General features: G+C 44.5%; 16 protein-coding genes. 9 read left to right on the top strand and 7 right to left on the bottom strand.

What is annotated here, in order from left to right; all coding sequences use genetic code 11:
* Window positions 1-7: 7 nt before the first annotated feature.
* The 8 genes from NQS30_RS10740 (at window position 8) to NQS30_RS10705 (ending at window position 6,735) form a co-directional block, all read left to right on the top strand.
* On the top strand, window positions 8-1,009 hold the full coding sequence (locus NQS30_RS10740) for a substrate-binding domain-containing protein (protein WP_025284794.1): 1,002 nt from the start codon (window positions 8-10) through the stop codon (window positions 1,007-1,009).
* 74 nt (window positions 1,010-1,083) lie between these two features.
* Window positions 1,084-2,355, top strand: coding sequence for an MFS transporter (locus NQS30_RS10735; protein ID WP_015239939.1), 1,272 nt, complete (start codon window positions 1,084-1,086; stop codon window positions 2,353-2,355).
* A gap of 118 nt (window positions 2,356-2,473) precedes the next feature.
* Window positions 2,474-3,289: a hypothetical protein gene (locus NQS30_RS10730; RefSeq protein ID WP_218791748.1), complete on the top strand. Its 816-nt coding sequence runs from the start codon at window positions 2,474-2,476 to the stop codon at window positions 3,287-3,289.
* Window positions 3,286-3,894 (top strand): DUF4166 domain-containing protein, encoded by a 609-nt coding sequence (locus NQS30_RS10725; RefSeq protein ID WP_076424230.1) that lies wholly within the window; start codon window positions 3,286-3,288, stop codon window positions 3,892-3,894. Before NQS30_RS10730 ends, NQS30_RS10725 begins: the two co-directional genes overlap by 4 nt.
* Window positions 3,888-5,516, top strand: a complete 1,629-nt coding sequence (locus NQS30_RS10720; RefSeq protein WP_218791749.1) for a YndJ family protein — start codon at window positions 3,888-3,890, stop codon at window positions 5,514-5,516. Before NQS30_RS10725 ends, NQS30_RS10720 begins: the two co-directional genes overlap by 7 nt.
* 89 nt (window positions 5,517-5,605) lie before the next feature.
* A complete protein-coding gene (locus NQS30_RS10715; RefSeq protein WP_012117666.1) occupies window positions 5,606-5,824 on the top strand; it encodes a hypothetical protein in 219 nt (72 codons plus the stop codon).
* A 193-nt stretch (window positions 5,825-6,017) separates the two neighbouring features.
* Window positions 6,018-6,452, top strand: coding sequence for an MFS transporter (locus NQS30_RS10710; RefSeq protein ID WP_076982853.1), 435 nt, complete (start codon window positions 6,018-6,020; stop codon window positions 6,450-6,452).
* 13 nt (window positions 6,453-6,465) lie between these two features.
* Window positions 6,466-6,735 carry a hypothetical protein gene (locus NQS30_RS10705; RefSeq protein ID WP_014418037.1) on the top strand — a complete coding sequence of 90 codons (270 nt, stop codon included), beginning with the start codon at window positions 6,466-6,468 and terminating at the stop codon, window positions 6,733-6,735.
* Between the two features lie 269 nt (window positions 6,736-7,004).
* Here NQS30_RS10705 and NQS30_RS10700 read toward each other — a convergent pair whose 3' ends face one another.
* On the bottom strand, window positions 7,005-8,141 hold the full coding sequence (locus NQS30_RS10700; protein WP_124693015.1) for an alpha/beta hydrolase: 1,137 nt from the start codon (window positions 8,139-8,141) through the stop codon (window positions 7,005-7,007).
* A gap of 245 nt (window positions 8,142-8,386) precedes the next feature.
* Window positions 8,387-9,886, bottom strand: a complete 1,500-nt coding sequence (locus NQS30_RS10695; protein WP_218791750.1) for a cellulase family glycosylhydrolase — start codon at window positions 9,884-9,886, stop codon at window positions 8,387-8,389.
* A 449-nt stretch (window positions 9,887-10,335) separates the two neighbouring features.
* Between NQS30_RS10695 and NQS30_RS10690 the strand changes: the two genes are divergently transcribed.
* The gene (locus NQS30_RS10690; RefSeq protein WP_017417895.1) at window positions 10,336-10,647 is read left to right on the top strand and encodes a magnetosome magnetite crystal formation protein family; all 312 of its coding nucleotides are present in this window, start codon (window positions 10,336-10,338) and stop codon (window positions 10,645-10,647) included.
* A gap of 54 nt (window positions 10,648-10,701) precedes the next feature.
* On the opposite strand, the gene NQS30_RS10685 is transcribed toward NQS30_RS10690, so the two are convergent.
* From NQS30_RS10685 to NQS30_RS10665, 5 genes are all read right to left on the bottom strand, one after another.
* Window positions 10,702-12,099 carry a sensor histidine kinase gene (locus tag NQS30_RS10685; protein ID WP_218791751.1) on the bottom strand — a complete coding sequence of 466 codons (1,398 nt, stop codon included), beginning with the start codon at window positions 12,097-12,099 and terminating at the stop codon, window positions 10,702-10,704.
* A gap of 2 nt (window positions 12,100-12,101) precedes the next feature.
* The gene (locus NQS30_RS10680) at window positions 12,102-12,809 is read right to left on the bottom strand and encodes a response regulator transcription factor (protein ID WP_025284801.1); all 708 of its coding nucleotides are present in this window, start codon (window positions 12,807-12,809) and stop codon (window positions 12,102-12,104) included.
* A 143-nt stretch (window positions 12,810-12,952) separates the two neighbouring features.
* Entirely contained in the window at window positions 12,953-14,224 is a 1,272-nt protein-coding gene (xynC, locus tag NQS30_RS10675; protein ID WP_012117675.1) for a glucuronoarabinoxylan endo-1,4-beta-xylanase XynC, read from the bottom strand.
* A gap of 61 nt (window positions 14,225-14,285) precedes the next feature.
* Window positions 14,286-15,824: a glycoside hydrolase family 43 protein gene (locus NQS30_RS10670; protein WP_015239950.1), complete on the bottom strand. Its 1,539-nt coding sequence runs from the start codon at window positions 15,822-15,824 to the stop codon at window positions 14,286-14,288.
* Window positions 15,825-16,148: 324 nt separating this feature from the next.
* Entirely contained in the window at window positions 16,149-24,005 is a 7,857-nt protein-coding gene (locus NQS30_RS10665; protein WP_218791752.1) for a non-ribosomal peptide synthetase, read from the bottom strand.
* Window positions 24,006-24,054 lie beyond the last annotated feature (49 nt).

The following is a 24,054-nucleotide window of genomic DNA, read 5'->3' as shown; positions in this document are numbered from 1 at the left end:
TGAGTCTATGAAAACCATTACAATTTCTGATGTGGCGAAATATGCAAACGTATCTAAAAGCACCGTATCTCAATTTTTAAATCAGCGCTATGACTATATGAGCGAGAAAACGAAACAAAAAATAGAAGCGGCCATTCAAGAGCTGAACTATCAGCCGAATTTCGTCGCCCGCAGCTTAAAACAGAAATCAACATTTACGGTAGGTGTGGTGGTGGCTAATATTCTTCACACTTTTTCCACTCAGGTCATCAGGGCGGTGGAAGACTATTTTCATGAACAAGGATTTCATATTATTGTCTGCAATGCGGATGATGAACCGGAAAAAGAAAAGAAATATATTGAAATGCTGCGGGCTAAGCAGGTGGACGGAATTATTATTTTTCCGACGGGCGAAAATCTCTCTTTATATGAAAAGATGAAACGCGATACGTTTCCGGTCGTGTTTATGGACAGAACCATTAAAGAACTCGGGATTCCGACAGTGATGCTTGATAACCATCATGCAGCCGGTCTTGCAGTTGACCGGTTTATCGAAAGCGGCATTAAGAGAATTGCGATTATTACGACGTCCATTATTCGGGAAATCAGTCCGAGGGTAGAAAGGATTGAAGGGTATAAAAAGGCGCTTGACCGCCACGGAATGATGGTGCGGGACGAATATATCAAAACAGCCGATGCGGCTGATATTTCTATTGTTTTGTCAGAGCTGTTCTCACTTGAGGAGCCTCCGAAAGCGATATTGGCGGCAAACGATATCGTTCTTGTTGAGGTGCTGAAGTATATGAAGGAGCATGATATGACAATTCCGGATAAGGCAGCCGTCATCGGAATTGATGAAGTTCCTTTTGCGGGTTTTTTTACTCCTCCGATTACGACGATCGTCCAGCCTGCGGCAGAAATGGCGCGAAAAGCGGGAAGCCTTCTTCTTCGCCAGATACAAGAAAAAGATGGCGGTGAAAAACGGATTCACCGCTATAAACCGGCGCTGCTCGCAAGGCAATCCGGATAACCGGTTTCATTGCATAAACCGGTTTACTCCGGCAATTTAAATGTCTGAATATTATGAAATTAGAGGGGGATTTTATGTTCTCAAAAGATAGATTCCCTATTATTCTTCTTTTATTTTCAGCCGGGGTGATTAACTATTTAGACCGCTCAGCGCTGTCTATTGCAGCGCCGTTCATACAGCAGGATCTCACATTGTCTGCAACCCAAATGGGGCTGATTTTCAGCAGTTTTTCTGTCGGATACGCTGTGTTTAACTTTCTCGGCGGTGTTGCATCTGACCGGTACGGGGCTAAATTGACATTGTGTACGGCGATGATCGTTTGGTCTCTTTTCAGCGGAGCGGTTGCGCTTGCTTTCGGATTTGTAAGTCTTTTGATTATCCGTGTTTTATTCGGTATGGGGGAGGGGCCGCTGTCGGCTGCCATAAGCAAAATGGTCAACAATTGGTTTCCTCCGTCTCAGCGCGCCACGGTCATCGGCCTGACAAACAGCGGAACGCCGCTCGGCGGAGCGATCTCCGGCCCGATTGTCGGGATGATTGCTGTGGCGTTCAGCTGGAAAGTTTCCTTTGTCCTGATCATGATCATCGGTTTAGTCTGGGCGGTCATCTGGTTTAAATTTGTCAAAGAACGGCCGGCGCCGACGGAAGACGCCCCGGCAATGAAAGCGGCGATTCAGTCGCATGAGCAGCATATCCCGATGACCTTTTATTTGAAACAAAAAACGGTTCTCTTCACGGCTTTTGCCTTTTTCGCCTACAATTACATCTTATTTTTCTTCTTAACATGGTTTCCGAGCTATCTGGTGAAAGAACGCGGTTTAAGTGTTGAATTTATGAGCGTGGTGACTGTTATTCCCTGGATTCTTGGATTTATCGGTTTGGCGGCAGGCGGAATGATTTCTGATTATGTATTCAAAAAAACCGCCGGAAAAGGGGTTTTGTTCTCACGGAAAGTCATTCTTGTCACTTGTCTGTTCGCTTCCGCTGTACTGATCGGATTTGCCGGACTTGTTACCACTACCGTAAGTGCCGTTATTCTCGTTGCTTTATCAGTCTTCTTTTTATATATAACGGGCTCTATCTATTGGGCGGTGATTCATGATGTGGTTGATCAAAGGAATGTCGGGTCAGTCGGCGGCTTTATGCATTTTCTTGCAAACACGGCCGGTATTATCGGGCCTGCTTTAACCGGCTTTATCGCGGATAAAAGCGGATCATTCTCGGGGGCGTTTTTGCTTGCAGGCGGATTAGCTGTTTTGGCCTCGGCTGCGGTAATCCGTTTCGTGCGTCCGATTATCATTCAAACCGCTTCTGAAGATAAAAAAGACACGATACCTTATTCATAAGTTATCAAAGCCACTGAGGCTGTCCTGCAGATAACGGGATGGCCTTTTCGTTCTGCCGCTTGATCTGTTCCTATGATAATATAGGAATTGTTTACAAAAGAAGGGAAGAGGAGGGGGCATGAAACAGAAGCCGATATATGTCGAAATCAATATTGCATCTGATATAGAAACGCTTTGGGAATATACGCAAAACCCGCATCTTCATAAGGAATGGGATCTGCGGTTTTCTGACATTACATATCTTCATAGGCTGCCAGATGAACCGCAGAGATTTCTATATGAAACACGAATCGGTTTTGGGCTGAAGGTATCCGGCACGGGCGAATCAATAGGTGACATAAGGCCTCGCTCGTCAGAAAGAGTGTCTTCGCTCGCTTTTGCCTCTGATCATCCGCTGTCACTTATAAAAGAAGGCAGGGGCTACTGGAAGTATATAGAGCGGGATAACGGACAAACCGCATTTTTGACTCAATATCAATATGAAACGGCCCGCGGTCTGCCGGGAAGTTGGATAGACCGGTTTTTATTTCGTCCTCTGCTAAGCTGGGCTACCGCATGGAGCTTTGATGCGTTGCGGCTTTGGATAGAACAAAACAGACATCCGAAGATATCAGTCCGTTTCGGGTTTGTCTATGTCTTTATGTGTCTCGTATTCAGTCTGTATTGGTTTTTTCAAGGCTTTCATGATGGCTGTGCCGATGCAGAGATCGTGAGGGGAGCGCTGGAGACAGGGTTAGGGGTATTATGGCTGCTTCCCATGCGGAGAAAGTGGCTGATTCACACCGGGCAGTCAGTCTTCTTTTGTGTAACGGCACTGCTATATTCGGGCGGCGGATTCGTGATCTCATTAGGAGTGCTTACAATAGCCGGCATGATTCTTAAGCTCAAGCTGCCGAGCGCCTGGCATACAAAACGAAAGAGAGAAGTGAAATGACGGATTCAATGTATGAAAAAGCGATTACTCATTATCAATCACTGCACCCGATGCTGCAGAAACGGTACAGATTTGACGAATCACGCACGTTTTGCGGAGAAGGCGTTATGTCAGAAATAAAGGGAGGTTCTTTTCTTGTCAGAATGCTTTTAAAGACAGGTGTTTTTTTCAGATGTTTTTTCTCAGAGAGGGGAAACGATATCCCTTTCACTATCGAAAACAAAAACAGGCAAAATGGCGTGGAATGGAATCGTACCTTTTTCTTTAAAAGCAAAACGCGTTTTTTTGATGCCGTCATGGAATATGATGAGCGGGAAAACAGAATTCTTGATTACTTCGGCAAACCCCGCATCCTACTGTCTGAACTGCATTTAGAAGCGTCTTCAGACGGAGGGCTTGTTATTACATCCGGAAGGCAGTGGCTCCTGATAGTCGGAAAGAAAATCCCGCTTCCGGCATGGCTGTGCGGCAGTTCAACCGTTTATGAGGCTTATGATGAGGAAATGAATTGCTTCAGCATAAAGGTTCATGTGAAAAACCGGATACTCGGCACGCTTTTCTCTTACCGGGGGACTTTCCGTGAAACAGAGGGGGAAACATGCTGAAGCGTCATCTCATGGTATGTGTGATTTGCTTTTTGGGATTTGCGGCGGCTGAAGCTCCGCATATATCAGCTGCTGAGACGTTTGTTTTATTTTCCGTACTTTTTTTCGTTCCCGCTGTATTCGATTTTGCTTTTCGGCCGTCAAAGACCTTAGAGAATGTGTTATTACGGAGTTATCCTGTTGCCGCTTTATGTGCGGTGCTTGCGCTTGTCACAGACTTCAGTTTTTTTGCCTTTGTGTGGCTCATTTATACGCTTGGGCTGGCACTGTATGCTGTCCGGCGGCTGATGAAAACAAATATTCACAGAACAGAAGAGATGTCTGTTATGGCGGGTTTCATTTATTTGGCCGGGGGCGGATTCTGGTTCTTCGCATATGTCCTTGAGATTCCCGTCATGAATTTCGGCCCGCTTATCGTTCTGCTGACGGCGGTGCACTTTCACTATTCCGCTTTCCTCATTCCGATCTTTAACGGATTGCTCGGCAGGATCATACGGGAGAAACGGGTTCTTTACAGATGGAGCACGGTCATTATTTTGATTTCGCCGATCCTTATTGCCTTGGGGATTACATTTTCAAAGACACTTGATGTGATTGCTGTCGCTCTGTATCTGGCGGGTCTGTATGTAAATGCATATCTCGTCTTTACGGCGCCGTTTGTTACGAAAACAGGCAGGATCTTGATCAGGAGTTCTTCGGCTGTGTTAATGATTACAATTGCTTTTTCTTTGATATATTCGTACGGTGTCTACCGCGAGGAGGCAACGCTCACGATCAGCCAGATGATTTGGATTCACGGGGCCGTCAATGCATTCGGCGTTATCCTGCCGGCTTTGGCGGGGTGGAGGTTGGAAAATCCGAGATCGTTTGATGAGGGCAGCGAAAGAACGTTCAGCCGTATTTACGGGAAGAGAACGATAGGCAAAGACTTTTTGACTGATATTCATGCAACAAATGACATCCATTATACCGGCCTTCTGGATCAGATGAGAGAACTGCATTCTGAAGACTTTTCAACTCAAAAACTGGCGCCGGCCGTTAATTCCTTTTATGAAGAGACAATTGATTATGACATCATGGCAAAAGTGACGTGGAGCGGATGGTTTCGTCCGTTCGCGCGCGTGTACGAGCCGTTCAGCAGAAGAGCGGGGCAGATTCACCTGTCCATGAATCCGGATTGGTATATCATGCACAGTGATATTATAGGAGTTGACTCTGACAAAGACGGCAGAAAAAATGTCCGTGCGTGGATCAGAACAAATGAAAAGCAGGAAACCGTTTTTACTGCGCTGTATTCAGCGTACAGGGCAAAAGGGGAAGGATACATGAATATCTCTCTTCCGCTGCCGTACGGCCAAATGACGGGCATTTTAAAGCCTTATGCGCGTAAGCAGAATCTTGTTTTGACAAGCAGACGGCGAAAAAGCGGAGCGGGTGATGAAGGGATTTATCTGCAGACGAAATGGGGGACGTGTCATCTTCCGCTGGCAGAGACATTTCTTATTTCAGCCCAGAGCGAAACAAGCCTGAAGGCCGTTCATCATATGTGGCTGTTCGGACTGAAATTTTTAACTGTGCATTATCGGATCACTCATGCTTCCGCAGGTAACCGAAGCAAATAACAAGCTGCAGCGCCGTCTGTTCATCAGGCGGCTTTTTCTCATCTACTTTATTTGCGAGCTATTTTGCGGCGGATGACACGAAAGGAGTCATGCGCTGGATCTCATTTATTCTCGTGTTAGCTCAGCTGTCAGGGATGAGCATGAGCGGTTATGTTGTCAGTGAATGGGGATGGCACGCGGCATTTTGGATCGGGAGCGGCCTCGGTCTTTGCCTGTCTTTCATGATTCGCGAAATGAAAATGACAGCAATGTTTGGCTTCACAATGGCGAGAAAGAAATCAGCTTGTTGTCTTTTCGTTTATGACTAAGCACGCACTGGCTCTGCTAGTGATAGGAACATTAGTTCGCAGGTGCGGAAACGGGTAACATTAAAGCTGTTTTACTTACTCGCATCCGTTTTTATTTTTATCATTCCTTTTACCGTCAGCCCGATGGCGCTTTATCTGGTCCAGGTTTTAATAGGTTTTTCACTCGGGCATTATTTTTCCTTTGCTGCTTGGAATGTCGATTGAGTCTGTTCCGGAAGACATGAGAGCAACATCGATGGGGGTGTACCAGGCGCTTTGTGCACTCGGTATTTTCGGAGAACCTTTAGCCGAGGGATTTTTTAATGATTGGCTGGGGCTCAGAGCCGGATTTTATTTCGCGGGGGTGCTCGGGCTGGCAGCTGTCATACTTGCTCATATGTGGGGAGCCGATGCAAAAACTCATCGGAAAAAAGCAGGGAAGATGCGGCAAAGTATTATCAGACATGATTTTATTTTTTGTGTACGCTTTCAAAAAAGAAGAGATCTTATTCGGATAAAATCCATTCCAATATATGTATTTTTAGTGAAAGTAAGTATTCGATCTACAAAATATGACAAATTCCCTTTGTTCAAGATGGTAAAATCAGATTACCTGCTAAGTGAGAAAGCAGCAGGCAATAAATCATAAGGGGGCAATATTAATGTTAAAAAGTAAAATTAAAAAAATAGCCGGTGCGGCTGTAATTGCTGGAGCATTATTGGTTTCCGTGTCGCCAGCAAAAGCAGAAACTCTTCCGGGATTGATCTGGGTCATGGACAAATATACTGACGCTTTTAAATTCGACATGTTTATTAAAAACGGAAATGAAAAATGGGTTTATGTTTACACAAGATTATCCGATGGCAAAGTTGATGTGGAAGAAGTAAAGTGTGAAACAATTTATAAAGATCGATGCTATGTAAAGCAGTAAGAAATAAATACAAATCGTAAAACATCCTATTTTTTAATTCTGTCTCATCAACTAAGTATACTTAAGATAACGAGACAGGATTTTCATTGAAGATTTTACTTCCTAGAATATATATTATGTAAACTAGGAATGATGTAGAGAATATAAAAGTGGATCCATATTCTAAGAACATCCCCTTTTTGTAAGGTAATATTAAAAAAACCTCTACGGCCTTAATAAATTAAATTGGTCATAAAGGTTTTTCAGTTTGAGTATTTTAGTCGGTTATGTCACTTGTTGCTGGTCTTCTTGATCAAGTCCACGCCATCGTATGCCAGACTTTCCACACTTGCAGCCTTCTGCAGTATATAATGATCAAAAAAGTTCTTCGTATAGTCTGTAACAAGATTTCGCATCTCCATGGCATCCCGTTCGCCTCTAAGTTCCTCATTCACACCGGTAAACACGATGTCGCAGTAATCTAAATGCGCAGCACGATCAACAGAGAAATAATAGGTATCCATGCTATTGTTAGCGCCAATGATCGCATTCATGTTATAGTTCGGTTCAGAAAACAGCAGCAAAAAGGGTTTCTTAATGTCGCTGCCCTGAAGGCCGAACGCACCGCTATCCAAGCCAATCCCGCAGGCGAACCGTTCGTCGTCCCGGCAAACAATCGCCGTCGTAGGCCCTCCATAAGAATGTCCGACTATGCCCATGCCGATGTCAAGCAACAATCTGCCCTTAAAGATGGAATTCAGCTCTCCAGAGTCCAGTTTGACAAGATAATCGGCTACATACCTTACATCTTCTGCCTGTAATTCACTATACTCTGTTAACTTGTCAAGTATCGGCAGTGTAAGCACGTTTTGGCACATCTCAATGGCAGTTTCATCGTCAGGACGCATCTCCATCTTACCAGCCAACGCCATCATCTCCGGATCTTCAGAAAACGCTATAATGACATCCGAAAAATCCTTTGATACATTAAACAGGCGCCCATCTTTACGCTTATACATCGTGCTATTCTGATGGCCGATGCTTACCACAATATATCCCATACTTGCCAAGTCTGTACAGATCACTGTACCCCATTCTGGAGAACCGCCCCCGCCGCAAACATAAAATAACACTGGATAGCGTTTTTCCTTCCCGGAGAGAGCAAGGTCGTCGTAACATTGGGTCTTGATATCTATAGTGTAAGCATCCTTCAACGCAGTGAGAAGCGGCTGCTCATCAAGCATTTCGCAGACTTCAGGAAACATGTACGTTGATGTAGTCTTCCCTTCGCTGCTGTCGGACGGATAGTACACAAACGCCGTCAGTTCTCTTTTTGTATGATCTGATGCCGTGTACTCAAAATCCATCTGGGTTCGGCCGACAGTATAGCCGCCAATTGGCTCCGGAAACGCGTCATACTTTTTCATTCTCTTGTTCCCCCTTACGTAATAAAAGTGGCGGATGTGAAATACACACATTGCTCTACAAACGCTTTTCATTACATCATATGTTCAGTGAATCATAGCTACTCCTTGGCTTTCTTGAGATTGCTAACAACATTTGTACAGGCCCATATACTGTTTCAGAGTTTCATCCGCCACGTAAACCTCCTTGTATTGCTGTTTAAGATGACAAAAGCGGACATCGTTGCTGATGTCCGCTTAAAGCTTAACTAATTGGGTTCTGTTCCCCAAATCAGTTTTCCTTGATGATATAATGTGATTTTTTTCGTTGTTTTAAACGTATTTGATTGGAAAAAGGAATAATCGCCGCTTTGTGCATAATTGCTCCAGTCATCATTGTGAAGACGAAGCTGAATATTCCCTGTGCTTGCTCCCGGTGACAGCGTTCCTGTTTTAAACCCCCGTTCCAGATAGGTATCTGCACCTTGCTTAGGTTTATGCAGCGTCACAAATTTGTGGGTCAGATTGCCGCATCCCATCTGCGCGTAGTCACAGTCAAAGTTTTGGCCTTTGTTTTTCGCGTTATACCAGTAACGGGCAGTGACATCTTTTAAATCAACCGTCGCATTGCCGTTATTTTTTATGTGAAGCTGCGGGCGGATTTGATTGCTGTTCACACGCCCATCCCCTGCTTTGTATTGTACAGAAACGCCTTTTTCCTGTGTGGGGTTATCTTGTGCTGGCGTTTCAGGGCTGTCCTTCGTTGAATCTTTAGTGCCGCGAATGTTTTCTCTTACGAATGTTCCTGAAGCAGTTAAATCTGTAAGCGGCCAGCCGCCTGTTTTAGATGCTCCTGGCTTTAACGCTGAGGATGATTCCTGCTTATCAGAAAGATTCCAGTTCACCCAGCTGATTTTCTTGCTGTCGAGATAATTCAGCCATTCCCGCGACTGGTCAAGGAATATACCGCCATTTCCAGACGCGTCGCTTGTTCCCCATTCCGTCACGAAAATAGGCGCTCCTTTGCTGAGTGCATAGTTTGCTTTATCCCGTAAAAATTGGCCATGTGTGCCGGCATAAAAATGAAGCGCGTACATGACGTTTGCATCTTTTAACTGGTCATCGGCAGCATCATTCACATCCTGGCTCCATGTACCGGTTCCGACAATGATGATGTTGTCTGGATCATTTTTGCGGATAACGGAAATCACTTCTTCCGCATACGGTTTAATATCACGCTTCCAGTTCACGTCACCGTTTGGTTCATTTGCAATTTCATAAATGACGTTTGGCGTGTTTCCGTAAAGACTTGACATCTCCTTGAAAAATTCTTTTGCCTTCTCTTTATTTTGGTTTGGGTTGCCGTCATTTAAGATATGCCAGTCAATGATGACATATATCCCAAGTTCTTTTGCCGTTTCAACTGCTTCTTTCACTTTGTTTTTCACAGACGGGTTGTCAATATAACCGCCGTCTGCCGTATACATTGCCGCGCGGAAAACGGTGATGCCCCAATCGTCTCTCAGCCATTTTAAGCTGTCTTTATTGACAAAATCGCCATACCATTGCAATCCATGTGAACTGATCCCTTTCAATTGTACCGCTTTGCCGTCTCGGTTTACGAGCTGTGTACCTTTTATGCTAAGCTGACCATTCTTGGCTACTGGCGTTTTTGTCCCTGCTGCTGATGCCGGCAAAGGCAGCAAGCCGCCCATTGTCAATACCGCAATCAATAAACACGTAATAAAAATAGAAATTGACCGTTTCATATCTGATCTTTTCCTCCTTCGCATCATTTTGGCTCTTTCTTATGAGCTCGAACTCATTGTAAAAATCTTTCTCATGATTGTCTATCAACCTAATTTCTTGTTTTTGGGAGGTGTAAAAGCCTGTCAATTTGCTCTATCTCTATTGAATAAGACACACCTGACACATATAGAACAAAGAAAACCGGGCTGAATCGGGACTTTACACGTCATTTTTCAATCGAATCGAAAAATTAAATGTATTTCCAACGTAGACACGCTGAATGTGATGAGTCTCAATATGGCATTGAATCTTATGATTGCTGTAAGAAGACGAGTCCTTGTTAATTTAAGGTTGATGTAAGGTTCGGATTAATACGGGTTAAGGTTGGAGTTGTACAATAAGATTGTACTTCAGTGAGGGATTCAGCCAGAAGAATTCCCCCTTCAATAAATCATAGAGGTGAAAAGGTTTGAGAGAAAATAAAATTTTGTCTTCATTATGTTACTTCAGTATATTTTTTGCGCCGTTTCTGTTTCCGATTATCGTCTATTTCTTAGGCCAGGACGATGTGAAATATCATGCGAAAAAATCTTTGTGGACGCATCTGATTCCTTATTTGATTTTTGGGATTGGCATCATCGCTTCAGGTTTACTTGGTATGAATGACATCAGGCACGCCGGGCCTTTCCTGCTTGCGACGTATGCTGTTACATTCCTTGTGGCGATCTATTTTTTCATTTGGAACATTGTCAAAGGAATCAAAGTGTTTTCGGAACAATAGGAAAAAACGGTTCTGTTATTAATCAACAGAACCGTTTTTTTTGTATAGCCATTATCATAATTGTATATCTATCGTTGTCCCTTCTCCCGCGGTGCTGTGAATGGTGATGTCCCCTCCGTGCTTTTGGATAATATCCTTTGCTATGGCCATTCCAAGACCAGAGCCTGCATGCGTCGTTTCTGTATTTGTGCCCCTGTAATAGCGATCAAACACTTTTTCCAGCTCCTCTTCTTCTATCCCTTTGCCGTTGTCCTTAATTGTCACATGAGTCCGTTCTTTTTGTTCAAGCCGTACAACGATCTTCACATCAGGATCATTGTGAACGAGAGCATTTAAAATGAGATTCGTGACCGCTCTCCTAATCAATATCGCATCAAGGTTCAGCATCAGCTTTTCCACGTTCGTTTGAAGCTCAATGGACTTATCCGCATATCTAGAATCGTTTAACATATCAATTAACGTTTCCCGCAGCAGCGATACAAGGTTTACCCGCTCTGTATGTAACATCACATCGTTGTTTTTCAGCCTTGTCGTTAAATTTAAATCTTCCATCACATCTTTCATATAGAGGGATTTACTCTCAATGATCTGGGCGTACTCTCTGATCTGTTCGGCTGTTAGATGGTAATTTGGATCTTGGATGATTTCTGCATAGCCTTGAATAGATGCTAATGGTGTTTTAATGTCATGAGAAATATGACTGATCCACTCTTCACGCATTTGCTCTAATTTATCTTTTTCTTTTTTGCTTGAAGATAGTTGTTCCGATAAATGATTGACATTATAGAAGACATCTTTATAAATGCCTTTGGATTTCATTTTGATCGTATAATCTCCATTAGCTAACCGCTGGATTCCTTGAATGACACGGCCGAGCGGTTTTGTGAGCTGCCGGCTGAATAGATAGCCAATGAGTAACGCGATCAATGCATCTATTGATAATAATATGATGGTTCCTGCATTGAACTTCGTCACAAATTCCTTGGTATCATATGAGAGGACATATTTTCCGAGAGAGGGATTTTTAAACCCTATAAAGTAACTGTACTCCTTGCCGTTTACTTTTTTTCCGCCGGCGTAAATGGTTGATAATAATCGTTCATCCTTATATTTATGTAAATTTACAATTTCAATAGGCGTATATTTTTTCTTCAGTCCTTTAGGTTCTCTATCATGATAAACATCCTGTCCGTTTTCATCTAATATTTGAATCCATGCATTCTGCTCTTTTAAAGCTTTTTGGCCCTCTTTGTTTACTGTGATACCATTGTTCGATAACGTGACATATTGTCGGAATGATCTTGTGAAAGTTTCCGGTGTACTTTCTTCGTCATGTTGGCTGTTCGCCTGGAAAACGAGCCAAAACATAAAAATAAATAAATTAATGAAAACTGTAATGATGGTCACGATAATGACAGAGACCATATATCTGCCTGTTAATCGCCAATTCATCCTTACGCATCCTTTACAACAAATTTGTAGCCTAACCCTTTCACAGTGACGAGAAAGTCTGGTTTTGATGGGGTGTTTTCTATTTTCTCACGGAGCCTGCGTATATGAACCATCACCGTGTTGTCAGAACCGAAGAAATCTTCTCCCCATACAGCTTGATAGAGTGTTTCTTTACTGATCACCCGATTGGGATGCTGCAGAAAATAGGTCATAAGCATAAGTTCTTTAGGTGTTAACTCAATAGCCGCTCCATTTTTGGTGAGCTCGGCTTGTTGTTGGTTTAATTCAAATGGCCCTTTTTTTATTACGGTTCCGGTTTGAGAAGGCTGTAAGTAAGAGACCCGTCTCAGCTGCGCTTTGACCCGGTATGCAACTTCCTTAGGACTGAAGGGTTTTGTAATGTAGTCGTCCCCGCCGATGGCAAGTCCTACAATTTTATCCGTTTCCTCCCCCTTTGCAGACAAAAAGATAATAGGAACGTGTGAAATGTCTCTTATTTGCTTGCAGATATCATAGCCTTCACCGTCTGGCAGCATGATATCCAATATCACCAGATCGGGATTTTCTTGATGAAATTGAGCCAATCCGTCACGGGCAGTCGAAGCGGTGATCACACGATCAATGCCTTCTCTTATTAATACGGTTTTGATCAGTTCCAAAATTTCTTTTTCGTCGTCTATGATTAATACTTTGCTGTGAAGCCGTGACATATAATGATCACTCCTTGAAGTCATTGTCATTATTATACCCAATGTCTGTGTATCGTTAAAAAAATCAACACTTCTATCCCACAGAAAATAAGCCAATTTTCTTTTTCAAGTAAGAAAATTGGCTTATTGCGATGCTGATGCCTTTAACGCTTTACAACAAATGTTGTCACGCTTTGAGCCGGCAGATGGGCCCAAAAATGATTGTCCGTTACTTTGAGATCCGTTCCAGGTTGAAGATTGCTGCTGCTGCTCGTGATCCATCTGGATACTTGCGAAGCAGTTCCATTCTGCAATACGAAGTTTTGGTTGACCCCTGTGTTATTTTTATTAATGGCAACAATCACGACCTTATTGTCTCCTTTATAGGCTGACACGTAAACATTCGGTTCAGGATTTTTCGTTGCATCAATCCTTACATAGCCAGGGCGCACAAATTTTGAGAAATGAGCCATATTGTATCCGCGTTTGCTGATCATCCCATCTTCTTTCATAGGGCCGTATGATCTGCGGATGTACCACCACACATAAGCTTGAAAATCTCCCTCTACCATTGAATGATGAATATGCTCTGAAACACCTAAAGCCTCAGGCCAGCGATCCGCTGAATTGTTGTCACTATTCGGATAGTATACCTCCGTCATCCATAGCTCTTTCCCTCCTCCTTTTTGTTTGAAAAGAGGATAAGGAAACTGACTGACCTGAGTGCCGTACAGGTGGGTTCCGAGGATATCCATATTCCTAAGCGCCTGCGGATCGTTCAAAATGGGGTCCGATATATTTTTCAGGTATTGAAATGATTCCGGCGCAATCACGCGGGCATTAATGGAACCGGCATTCTCTCTCATGAAACGCAGGATTTCTTGGGGCGTCCACCATGTCCATTCGTGAGCGTAATCAGGCTCGTTTTGCATAGAAATCGCATACAGATTCACACCATTACTTTTCATGAAATTAACGAAATCGTTAAGATGCTGCGCGTATGCGGCGTACTTATCGTATCTCAGCCGCTTAGCTGTTGTGTCACCATTATGATTGAAAGTCTCAACCATATCGTTTGGCGGATTCCAAGGGGAAGCAAAAACGATTGCTCCATGTTTGATCGCACTCTTTGCAGTCTCCACTTCCTTGTACCAATTGTTTCTATTTTCATCTACATGAATTCTTAAGACCGAAAAACCTAACTGATTCTGTCCATTGCCAAAAGCGGTCTCCCGTTGAGCCGCAGTCAAGTCTCCAATCCAAGCCGGGTGGTTCATTCCTCCAAAACCGCGAATCACTTGTCTTTCTGCAGATATATTAACTGTTGCATCACTTGCTGCTGAAACTTCAGTAACTCCCGGTCCTAAGAGCATGACGGACAGCATTGTGAAACATACCAATAATACACAAATTGTTTTTTTTACGCTCGACATCATTTTTTCCTCTCCTTCATATGTCGTTTATGGACTTAGAAAACGTACCTTTGTCTCCCTTTGCTTATCTTTGTGTAAACTGCCAGTAATCAACATTAAACAAGTTTCCTGTACCAGTTCCGGTAAATACAAAGAATACGTTGTGAACACCGGATGCGCCGCTTACCGCAGTTTCTATTTCTCTCCAAGATTGCGTTCCGCCTGTGGAAGGGACATTCAAGGTTCCGACAAGCTTACCGTTTGCACTGTCTAGCCGCACTTCTATTTTCCCGCCAAGAGCGGACGCTACATTTGCTTTAAACGTCCTGGCACCGCCTGAGCCGAAGTCTGCATTTCCAACAGCAATCCAGTCTCCGTTATGAATGTTTGTGACATGTTGATTATTGACCGGGCCGCCGGGTGCTGAGGATGCCTCTGTCAAAATCCGTCCGTTCCAGGCAAACGTTTCCGCTTCTACGCGGTGATATGGATTCAAATTGGATAGCTGTTTGACACCTGCAAAATTTGCCGCTACCTCTTGCAGGGAGCCATCTGGATTATGCACAAGCTTATTAATATGGGGAGAACGGTAACCTTTGCCGGCCCCGTAAAGAGCGGAGCTGACAGTTTGAGTATGATACACCACATACCACTCGTTTTTAAAATTGAAAACAGCATGATGATTGTTCCCGCCGCCTCCGAAAAATGCTCCCGGATTTTTCAGAAAGTGCCCTCTATACGAAAAAGAATCCATAGGACTTGAGCTGGTCATATAACCGATCTCACCTGGAGGTTTATCAGCCGGGTGCGAGCCCCCGAAATTGATACAATAGGAATAGTAATATTTTCCGTTATACTTATGCATTCCCGAATCTTCAAACATAAAAGGCGCATCAATCGTAGACGCACTTCCGGCAACACTGGTCATATCAGGACCTAATTTCATGACTCTTGCTGTTTTAGGATTGGCCCATTGCCCCTGTGCGGGATTTGAACCGCCCGGAACGCCTCCGCCGGCATATAGGTAACCGGTACCGTCATCATCTACGAATACTGCCGGATCAAAAAGCCATACAACACCGGACATTCCTGGCGTATTTGGCGTTACCAGCGCTTTTCCGATCGGATCTGTCCATGGGCCGGTCGGGCTGTCTGCGGTGAGAACCCCGATACCTCCGCCGCCGTTTGCGAAATAAAGGAAAAATTTATCCTTACCATTGATCTTTTTCACCGCGGCTGACGGGGCCCATGATGCTCCTGCCCATTTGGCAATCCCCCGGCCGCCATTCAGCCCATTGGCACCCGCTGCGGGAATCGTTCCGTGATCAGTCCAGTTCACCATATCCGCTGAAGATATGACGGATATTTTATTCAAATTGGCAAATGAATTATCCTTAATCGTGCCGTCGCTATTATATTCATAGTCATCGCTTGACATATAGATGTAGACTCTTCCGTTATAGGTCAGCGCAAACGGATCTGCGCCCAGATGATGGTCAATAAGCGGATTTGAATTCCCAACATGTTTTGCAATTGGAGTGCTTACCGCATTCGCATATTCCCCAGGTAAACAGCTCAATAATAAAGCAAGGACCCATAGGCATACGCAACATTTTTTACACATAACTTAACGCTCCTCCTTTTTCTTTAAATTTAGGTAACTTTTACCATTCGAGAACAAATTGCAGTACCGGCAGTAAAAAGCAGACTCCGCAGTTAAGCAACTCAATAATAGAGCTAGTACCTATAAACATACGCTACACTTTTTTCTAATAACTTGACATCCTCCTTTTTCCTTAAAATGTATGATGATTTTTTTACCATTTGATGACAACTGGTCATGGAGAACGCATAACGAGGAAAGCGTTTCAAGCCTATGAGTTTACTCTCTTCTTTTTCGTACAAAATGCCGCTGACTGTCATCCAGCGGCATTTTACACTGGATCATTTACATGTTGTCAAACTTCGTATTTCCCGCAAATGATCCCATTGACAGTTGTTCTTCAAGAACAAGTCCGTGATGATGCCGTTCTTCAATCCGTTTAATAATAGATCGAATGGCTTCCGCATTTTCTTCGATATTGTGAGGTTCAAAGATCGTCACGTGATCTCCTTTTAATTTGTACTCAAGATAATGCTGTGCTGTTGATTGTGTCCAGCCCCTATCATCGGTTACATCGCCGCATAGCAAATGATGGATGTTGGCGTTAACGGCGCCGGAATTGATCACTTCATTGTGGTACGCAAGATAGCCTCTGATTTTATCCTTAATCGAAGGAATGGTTAATATTTCTCTGTAATAGTCCGGAATAATGTCCATATTCAGATGGACGATCTCTTCGATTTCCTCTTCCGATAAATGAGTTACAGAAGTGGTTATTTTAGAATCCAGCATAATCACATCAGATACGGTGCGGCCTCGCTTCTCCAAAGCTTTGGCAGCCTCAAAAGCCAAATTCGATCCCGAAGAGTAACCAAGCAAAACAAAAGGCCCTTGTTCCTGAATGCGTATCATGCTTTCTGCATATCGGTCAACGATTTCTTTCTCATGAGACGGCTCTTCTAAGAAATCAGCAGCATAGACGGTGCTGACGCCGTCAAGTCTTTTCGCCATTTCATTATAAACGAGTCCATATCCGATTAAAGGCGGGAAACAGAACACAGGGATTGAATCTTCCTGGTTCAGCTTGACGAATACGTTATGATCCGTCTCGGATTCGAAAACTGCCGCTTGAATGGCGCGTGCCATTGTTTCGATGGTAGGAAAATCGTATACGGCTTGATAATGCATGTTGAGTCCCATACCGGCGTTAATTTGATGAATGAGCTGCAATACTTTAAGTGAATGGCCGCCAACGTCAAAGAAGTGATCTTTAATCCCGGGGTCAGGCAGAGCTAAAATATCCTTCCATATATCGGCCAGCTGCTTTTCAATTAACGTTCCTGGCGCTGTGTATTCGGTTCCGGTAAGCCTATTTCCCTCAGGAGCCGGCAAAGCTTTTCGATCGATTTTTCCATTAGCAGTTATCGGCATCTTCTCTACTTGTACAAAATAAGCCGGAATCATATACGCAGGCAGTTTGTTCAGCAAATGACGCTTCAGCTGCGCCGTATTTAATGACTCGTCTCCTGACAAGTAAGCGCACAGCTGCTTTGAGCCCTCTTTTTCAATCGCGATGACGACCGCTTCTTTGACAGCATCGAGTTGTAATAAAGATGCTTCAATCTCGCCGAGTTCTATCCGGTAGCCTCGGATTTTCACTTGATGATCAATTCGTCCCAAATACTCGATATTTCCGTCCGGCAGCCATCTTGCCAAGTCGCCTGTCCGGTACATCCGCTTCCCTGCTTCAAATGGGTGAGCTGCAAACTTCTCAGCTGTCAGCTCCGGACGGTTCAAATAGCCCCGAGCGAGCCCGTCTCCGGCGATACACAGCTCTCCTGCCACACCGAGGGGCTGGAAATATTCCGATCCGGGCTGTACGATGTACAATTGAATGTTGGAAATCGGTTTACCTATCGGAACGGAGTTAAGCGTTTCTCCCGCTTCACATTCAAAATACGATACATCGATCGTCGCTTCGGTCGGTCCGTATAAATTAATGATTTGAGCCTCGCCCGCCGGTGTGATCATGCGATGAAACCCGGCAACGTGCGCAGGCGTCAAAGCCTCGCCGCTTGCAAATACATATTTTAATGACGCCAGCTTTCTCTTTAATTCCTCGTCGGATTTCTGCTCCATGGACTCAAGAAAAGCATGCAGCATCGCAGGCACAAAATGCATAATGGTGACATTTTTCTGCGCAATCGTATCTAAAATGACGTCAGGGTTCTTTTCTCCTCCGTTTGACAGCAATACCGCTTTAGAACCAGTCATCGACCACCAGAACAATTCCCACACCGATACATCAAAGGTGATTGGGGTTTTTTGCAGAATGACATCCTGCTTATCCAGCGGGTAATGTTCCTGCATCCAAACGAGACGGTTGATTACGGATCGGTGTTCCACCATAACCCCTTTCGGTCGGCCTGTTGATCCCGAAGTATAGATAACATAAGCTAAGTGATTCGGTCCGGCTGTCTGTTTCAAGTTTGAACCATCTTCCCAAGAGAATCGCGGATCTTCCAGGTCAAGCACTTTTCCCGTAAAAGGCACGCTTTTCCTCAAGTGACTCTGTGCTAACAACAGCTTCGTATCCGAATCCTCCAATATATAGTGAATCCGTTCTACCGGATAGCTCGGGTCGATCGGCACATACGCGCCGCCGGCTTTTAAGATTCCGAAGAGTCCTACGATCATTTCCAAGGAACGTTCGGCCATAATCCCGACCGGCTGATCCGGCTGCACGCCTTCTGATTGCAATGTCCGGGCAAGTTGATTCGCTCTTTCATTCAGTTCCCGGTATGTCAGCTGGCTTTCCCCGTATACGACAGCCGTTTGATCAGGCGTACGCTGTGCTTGTTCCTCAAACAATTGATGAAGCGTCTTTTCCTTTGGATAATCTGCTTCCGTATCATTAAATGCCTCTATAAGGAGCGAACGTTCATCTCCCGTAAGTATATCCAAGTCTTGGACGCGAATCGCCTGACTGTTCACCATCTGCTTAATGATTTGCATAAAATGCTCTTCCATCCGCTTGACACTTGCATGATCATAGACGTTGCTATTGTATACAAAATGAATGTCGATTTCTCCAGCCGGCATGACAATGAAATTGAAATCGTAATGGGTATGCTCTTCCATATGGAAATTGATAATGTCCAGCGCGTCACGATTCGGTTTCATATGCTCCATTTGTTTCTCGACCGGATAATTTTCAAATACCATGATATGACTGATCAGCTGCTGCTTTTGTTCGGTTTGAGCCTGAATTTCATACAACGGAAATGTATCATACGCCTGAGAAGCCAATGCCTGCTCCTGGCTCATTTTCAACACTTGTTCCACAGTCATTCCAGGCTGAGCGGTAATACGTACGGGAATGGTGTTGATAAATAAGCCGACCATGGATTCAATACCCGGAATTTCTGCCGGGCGTCCGGATACAACCGACCCGAAAACGACATCCTGACTGTTGTTGTATCTTTGCAGCAATAGCCCCCACGCACTTTGAATGAATGTATTCACGGTGACGTGATGCTTGCTTGCAGTCTGTCTGATTTCTTCTGACAGCTGCTTTCCGAGCCGGCATGCAAGCCTTTGTTTTTGATATTTCTTGGCTTGGTTTGAGACAGGTTCTTTCAGTAAAACGGTTTGTCCTTCATAACCGTCCAAATATTTTTGCCAATAGGCCAAAGCGTTCTGATGATCCTGGTCTTCCAGCCATTCGATATATCGGCTGTACGGGGTGACGGCTTCCCGCTCCGGTTGTCTTCTCTCAAGAAGCTCATAATAGGTTTCAAACACTTCTTTCGTAATAAGAGGCAGACACCAGCCATCCATTAAAATATGATGGAAGCTCCATATCAATCGGACTTGGTCGTCCTCTGTACGAAGGATTGATACGCGCATTAACGCATCTTGGGTAAGGTCGAATCCTCTTGCCTTATCTTTTTGTACAAAGCCGGCAATGAACTCGTTTCGTTGTTTATTCTTCATGCTTCGAATATCTTCAACAGTTATTTCGATCGGTTTTTTTCGGAATACGATCTGTAAAGGCTGATCTTTCCATTCCGTATAAAAATGAGTCCGGAGAATCTCGTGTCTTTCCGCCAGCTGCGACAAACACATTGTAAATGCCTCAATATCCAAGTCGCCTTTGAGGTCAAAAGCGGCTTGTTCAAAGTAAGCTCTGGAAGCCGAATCGATTAAACTATGGAACAGCATACCTTTCTGCATGGGAGTTAAAGGATATATATTTTCAATGTCGCCGATATGCTGTGTTTGCTTAACAAATTGATCTAATTCCTCGATTGTTATGTCCTTCAGCGAAATATCGCTTGGCGTCAGGTGAATGTGTTCTTGAGCTGCGCAATGTTCGATGACTTCTTTTAGGCTATTCTTTAAGAGAGCTGCACATGTTTCCATTGTTTCTCTTCGATATTGTTTACCGCTGTAACTGATGGCCAATGACAGCCGACCGTCTGAGATCATGCCGTTAATGTCAAGCGTATAGGCAATGGGGTGCCTGTCGCTCGCAATTTTCCCTCCGGAGTAAGGAGATACCTCGATTCCTCCATTTTCGAAATCTTGATCAAATTGTCCGAGGTAATTGAAGCTGATTTCCGGATGTCCGGTCCATTCTGATGCCTTCGGTTGATCGGACAAATATTTCATCAGGCCATATCCTATTCCTTTTTGGGGAATCTGACGCAGCTGTTCTTTCACCGTCCTAATCCGCTGGGAGATGTCCCGGTCCGCCTGGATTTGAAGAGAAACCGGGTATTGGGTTGTGAACCAGCCCACCGTACGTGAAATATCAACGTCTTGAAAAACAGATTCCCTGCCGTGTCCTTCCAGATGAACATGAATTTCTTCATGCCCCGTCCAGCGATGAACAGCCATTCCGAGTCCGGTCAGCAATAAATCATTAATGTCAGTCGTATAGGCACGGTTCGATTTTTTTAATAAACGCTCGGTTTCTTCCTCTGTCCATTGGACGATGATCGTTTCCTGGTCTTCGGCCAGACCGGTCTCCTGCTCATTATCCTTTGGCAATTTGTGTTGCGAGATATGTTTCTGCTCAAGCCAATATTGATTTTTCGCTTCAAATTCCGGGCTTTCTGCATAACGTTTCAATCGTTCGGCCCATAACAGATAGGAATCCGTCTTCTTAGGGAGCGTGATCGCTTCTCCGTTTTGGAGCTGCTCATAAGCTGACGTTATATCCTCAAGTAAAATCCTCCACGATACGCCATCTACAACCAGATGATGAATCGCAATCAGCAAATGATCGCCATCCTGACATTGAAACAATCCCAGTTTCATGAGCGGACCATCGGCTAAATGGATGGATTGCTGAATGTCATTGGCTATCATTTCTATCGTTTCGGCAAGGTTGTTTTCTTCGAGTAAAGAGAATACGTCGAGGCTGAATAATTCTCCTTCACTGATCCCGCAGGTTCTGGCTTCGTATTCATGATCTCCCTGAACATAGACCATGCGCAAAGCATCGTGATGCTCGGCAATCTTCTTCATGACTTTCTGAAGCTTCGATTCGTCCAACCCCTCTTTAAAATAAAGCATGACAGATTGATTATAATGGTGCGGATCAGGGTATTGCCGGGCGAAAAACCAATGCTGAATCGGCGTCAATAAAGTACGGCCTTTGATTTCCCCTTGTTCTGCGATTCGGGTAACGGGCTTAATAAAAGGAGCAAGCCCGGAGATCGTCGGGTGTTTGAACAAGTGTTTGATGTCAAGCTTATACCCGGCTTGATATAAGCTTGAGGTTACCTGAATCGACTTAATCGAATCTCCCCCCAGCTCAAAGAAATGGTCATCGATTCCGACCTGTTCTGCGCCTAATACCGATTCCCACACCCCGGCCAGTATTTTTTCCAGTTCTGTCCGCGGAGCTGTATAAGGATTGCCGGTGAGATTTCCCGTTGGAGCAGGCAGCGCCTGACGATCTATTTTTCCGTTGGAAGTAAGCGGCATCGCTGCCAGCTGTACAAAATAAGCAGGGATCATATAGGACGGAAGCTGCCGGGACAGGTGCTCCCGAATTTCGCCTGCGGTTAAAGAATGCTGTGCGGTATAATAGGCGCACAAGGATGTTTCCCCGTTGGTTTCTTGTGCCGTAACGAGAGCTTCTTGAATCGGCGGTATTTGGAAAAATGCGGATTCGACTTCCCCGATTTCAATGCGGTAACCGCGGATTTTCACCTGGTGGTCGATCCGGCCTAAATATTCGATATTTCCGTCCGGCAGCCGCCTTGCTAAGTCTCCCGTCCGGTACATTTTCACCTCTGGTACAAAGGGGTGCTGCAAAAATCTTTCCGCCGTTAATTCCGCTCTGTTCAAGTATCCTCTGGCGATGCCGTCCCCGCTGATATATATTTCTCCCGGGACGCCGGCCGGCACCGGCTTCATGCTCTTATCCAGCACGAAAATGTTCATGTTGTCCGCGGCGGTTCCGATCGGCACTGATTCCCGTCTGTCGTTTTGCGGATCAAAGGAATAAATCATACAGCCGACGACTGTCTCTGTAGGCCCGTATTCGTTAAAAATTTCGATTTTTCCGCCGAATTTCCCGCTGATGCTACGGGCGAGCCGCGTGCTTAAATTGTCACCGCCGACAATGAATTTCCGAATGGTGCACTCAGCAGGGATATTTATCTCTTTCAATAACTGCAAGTGCGCCGGGGTCAGCTTGATAATATCCGCCCTTGAATCCTGAATAATGGAATCAAGCAAGGCAGTACTGTTTTCTCCTCCGTAGACAATAATGGCATTTCCTGTAATGAGCGGAGTAAAAACAGACGTTATCGTCAGATCAAAAGCGATGGACGAATATAGGGGAAAGTTGGTTTTTTCCCCTTTGACATAGACCCGGCGGGCCCACCAAATATAATTGGTTAAGCCCTGATGCTCAATTGCCACTCCTTTAGGCTTGCCTGTGGAGCCTGACGTATAAATGACATAGGCCAAATCCTTCGTACTGCTGATCGGTTCCAGGTAAGAGCCGTCTTCGTGGTAAGAGCTTTCCTGATCGAGGAAAACCATTGTGCCCGCAAGTTCCAACTGTTTTTGAAGATGGCTCTGCGTCAGGACGATATCAGCTTGGGAGTCTTCTACTATATACTGTATGCGATGCTTCGGATAATCCGGATCAATTGGCACATAGGCCCCTCCCGCTTTTAAAACGGCCAGTATTCCCACGACCAGTTCGATCTCATGTTCGCAGATAATCGCAGTGAGCCGATCCGTCTTTACCCCCTTTTTCCTTAACGTTCGGGCTAATTGATTGGCACGTTCATTGAGCTGACGATATGTGTATTGCTTTTCTCCGTAAATAACGGCTGCTTGATCCGGTGTTCGTTTCATCTGTTCTTCGAATAACTGATAAACCGTCTTATCCCGCGGATATTCAGTTTTCGCAGTTTGATTGTCAACGAGAAGTGAATGTGTCTCCGATTCTGGCAAAATATTCACTTGACCGAGGGGGAGCTCAGGCTGAAATAATATGACAGAAAATAGCCGGTTTAAATGTCCGAGCACCTGCATCATATACTGACGATCATAGACTTGTTCATTAAAACATAACTTTATGTCAATCAAGTCTTCACCCATAGCAAACTGGAATAAAGCATCTGCAGCAGCCGTTTCTATGAAACCATCAGGATGAATTTGCTCTAGCGAAACGACTGTATCGATGATCGGCAAATGATTTGCATTGTAGTTCAGCCTCAGCTGTCCGGCCATTTTATCAAAGGGAACGTCCTGATATAGGATCGCTTCGTCCAGCGTATGTTTCAATTCATGGAAAATTGATTTAAACGTACTGCCGGAATTGATATGCTGTTTGATTAACATGAGCTGGTCTGAACGAAGATCTTCATCAGTTTCGTCTTCAAAGCTTGGAACCCCTGTAATCACGCCTTCTTCCCCCGTGTATTTGTATAAAAGGGATTCAATTCCGATCAGGAGAACCAGATAGACGGCCATTGGCGTTTGGTTCGTCATGGTCAGGATGCGCCGTGATACATCCGCACTCAATGAACTGTGAATACAGTCAGATCCACTTGTTATATCACGCTTTACTGTTGAGTCGGACATTTGAAACGAAGGGAATGCACTAGGACGGTCTTCCGTGTGAAACATTCGGCCCCAGAACAACTCCTGTTGTTTGAATTCTGACACTCATATCCCTCCAGTTGGTTTCATTCCTGTTTTCAGGCGACTGGCGGCA

Origin of the sequence: Bacillus sp. B1(2022), assembly GCF_040259625.1 — a bacterium.
GTDB classification, from domain to species: Bacteria; Bacillota; Bacilli; order Bacillales; family Bacillaceae; genus Bacillus; species Bacillus velezensis.
This window is presented reverse-complemented; position numbering and strand designations above follow the sequence as displayed.

Coding starts and splice junctions, on each gene's coding strand:
- NQS30_RS10740 (WP_025284794.1), top strand. CDS start 8: ATGAAAACCATTACAATTTCTGATGTGGCGAAATATGCAAACGTATCT.
- NQS30_RS10735 (WP_015239939.1), top strand. CDS start 1,084: ATGTTCTCAAAAGATAGATTCCCTATTATTCTTCTTTTATTTTCAGCC.
- NQS30_RS10730 (WP_218791748.1), top strand. CDS start 2,474: ATGAAACAGAAGCCGATATATGTCGAAATCAATATTGCATCTGATATA.
- NQS30_RS10725 (WP_076424230.1), top strand. CDS start 3,286: ATGACGGATTCAATGTATGAAAAAGCGATTACTCATTATCAATCACTG.
- NQS30_RS10720 (WP_218791749.1), top strand. CDS start 3,888: ATGCTGAAGCGTCATCTCATGGTATGTGTGATTTGCTTTTTGGGATTT.
- NQS30_RS10715 (WP_012117666.1), top strand. CDS start 5,606: ATGCGCTGGATCTCATTTATTCTCGTGTTAGCTCAGCTGTCAGGGATG.
- NQS30_RS10710 (WP_076982853.1), top strand. CDS start 6,018: ATGTCGATTGAGTCTGTTCCGGAAGACATGAGAGCAACATCGATGGGG.
- NQS30_RS10705 (WP_014418037.1), top strand. CDS start 6,466: ATGTTAAAAAGTAAAATTAAAAAAATAGCCGGTGCGGCTGTAATTGCT.
- NQS30_RS10700 (WP_124693015.1), bottom strand. CDS start 8,141: ATGAAAAAGTATGACGCGTTTCCGGAGCCAATTGGCGGCTATACTGTC.
- NQS30_RS10695 (WP_218791750.1), bottom strand. CDS start 9,886: ATGAAACGGTCAATTTCTATTTTTATTACGTGTTTATTGATTGCGGTA.
- NQS30_RS10685 (WP_218791751.1), bottom strand. CDS start 12,099: ATGAATTGGCGATTAACAGGCAGATATATGGTCTCTGTCATTATCGTG.
- NQS30_RS10680 (WP_025284801.1), bottom strand. CDS start 12,809: ATGTCACGGCTTCACAGCAAAGTATTAATCATAGACGACGAAAAAGAA.
- xynC (WP_012117675.1), bottom strand. CDS start 14,224: ATGATGTCGAGCGTAAAAAAAACAATTTGTGTATTATTGGTATGTTTC.
- NQS30_RS10670 (WP_015239950.1), bottom strand. CDS start 15,824: ATGTGTAAAAAATGTTGCGTATGCCTATGGGTCCTTGCTTTATTATTG.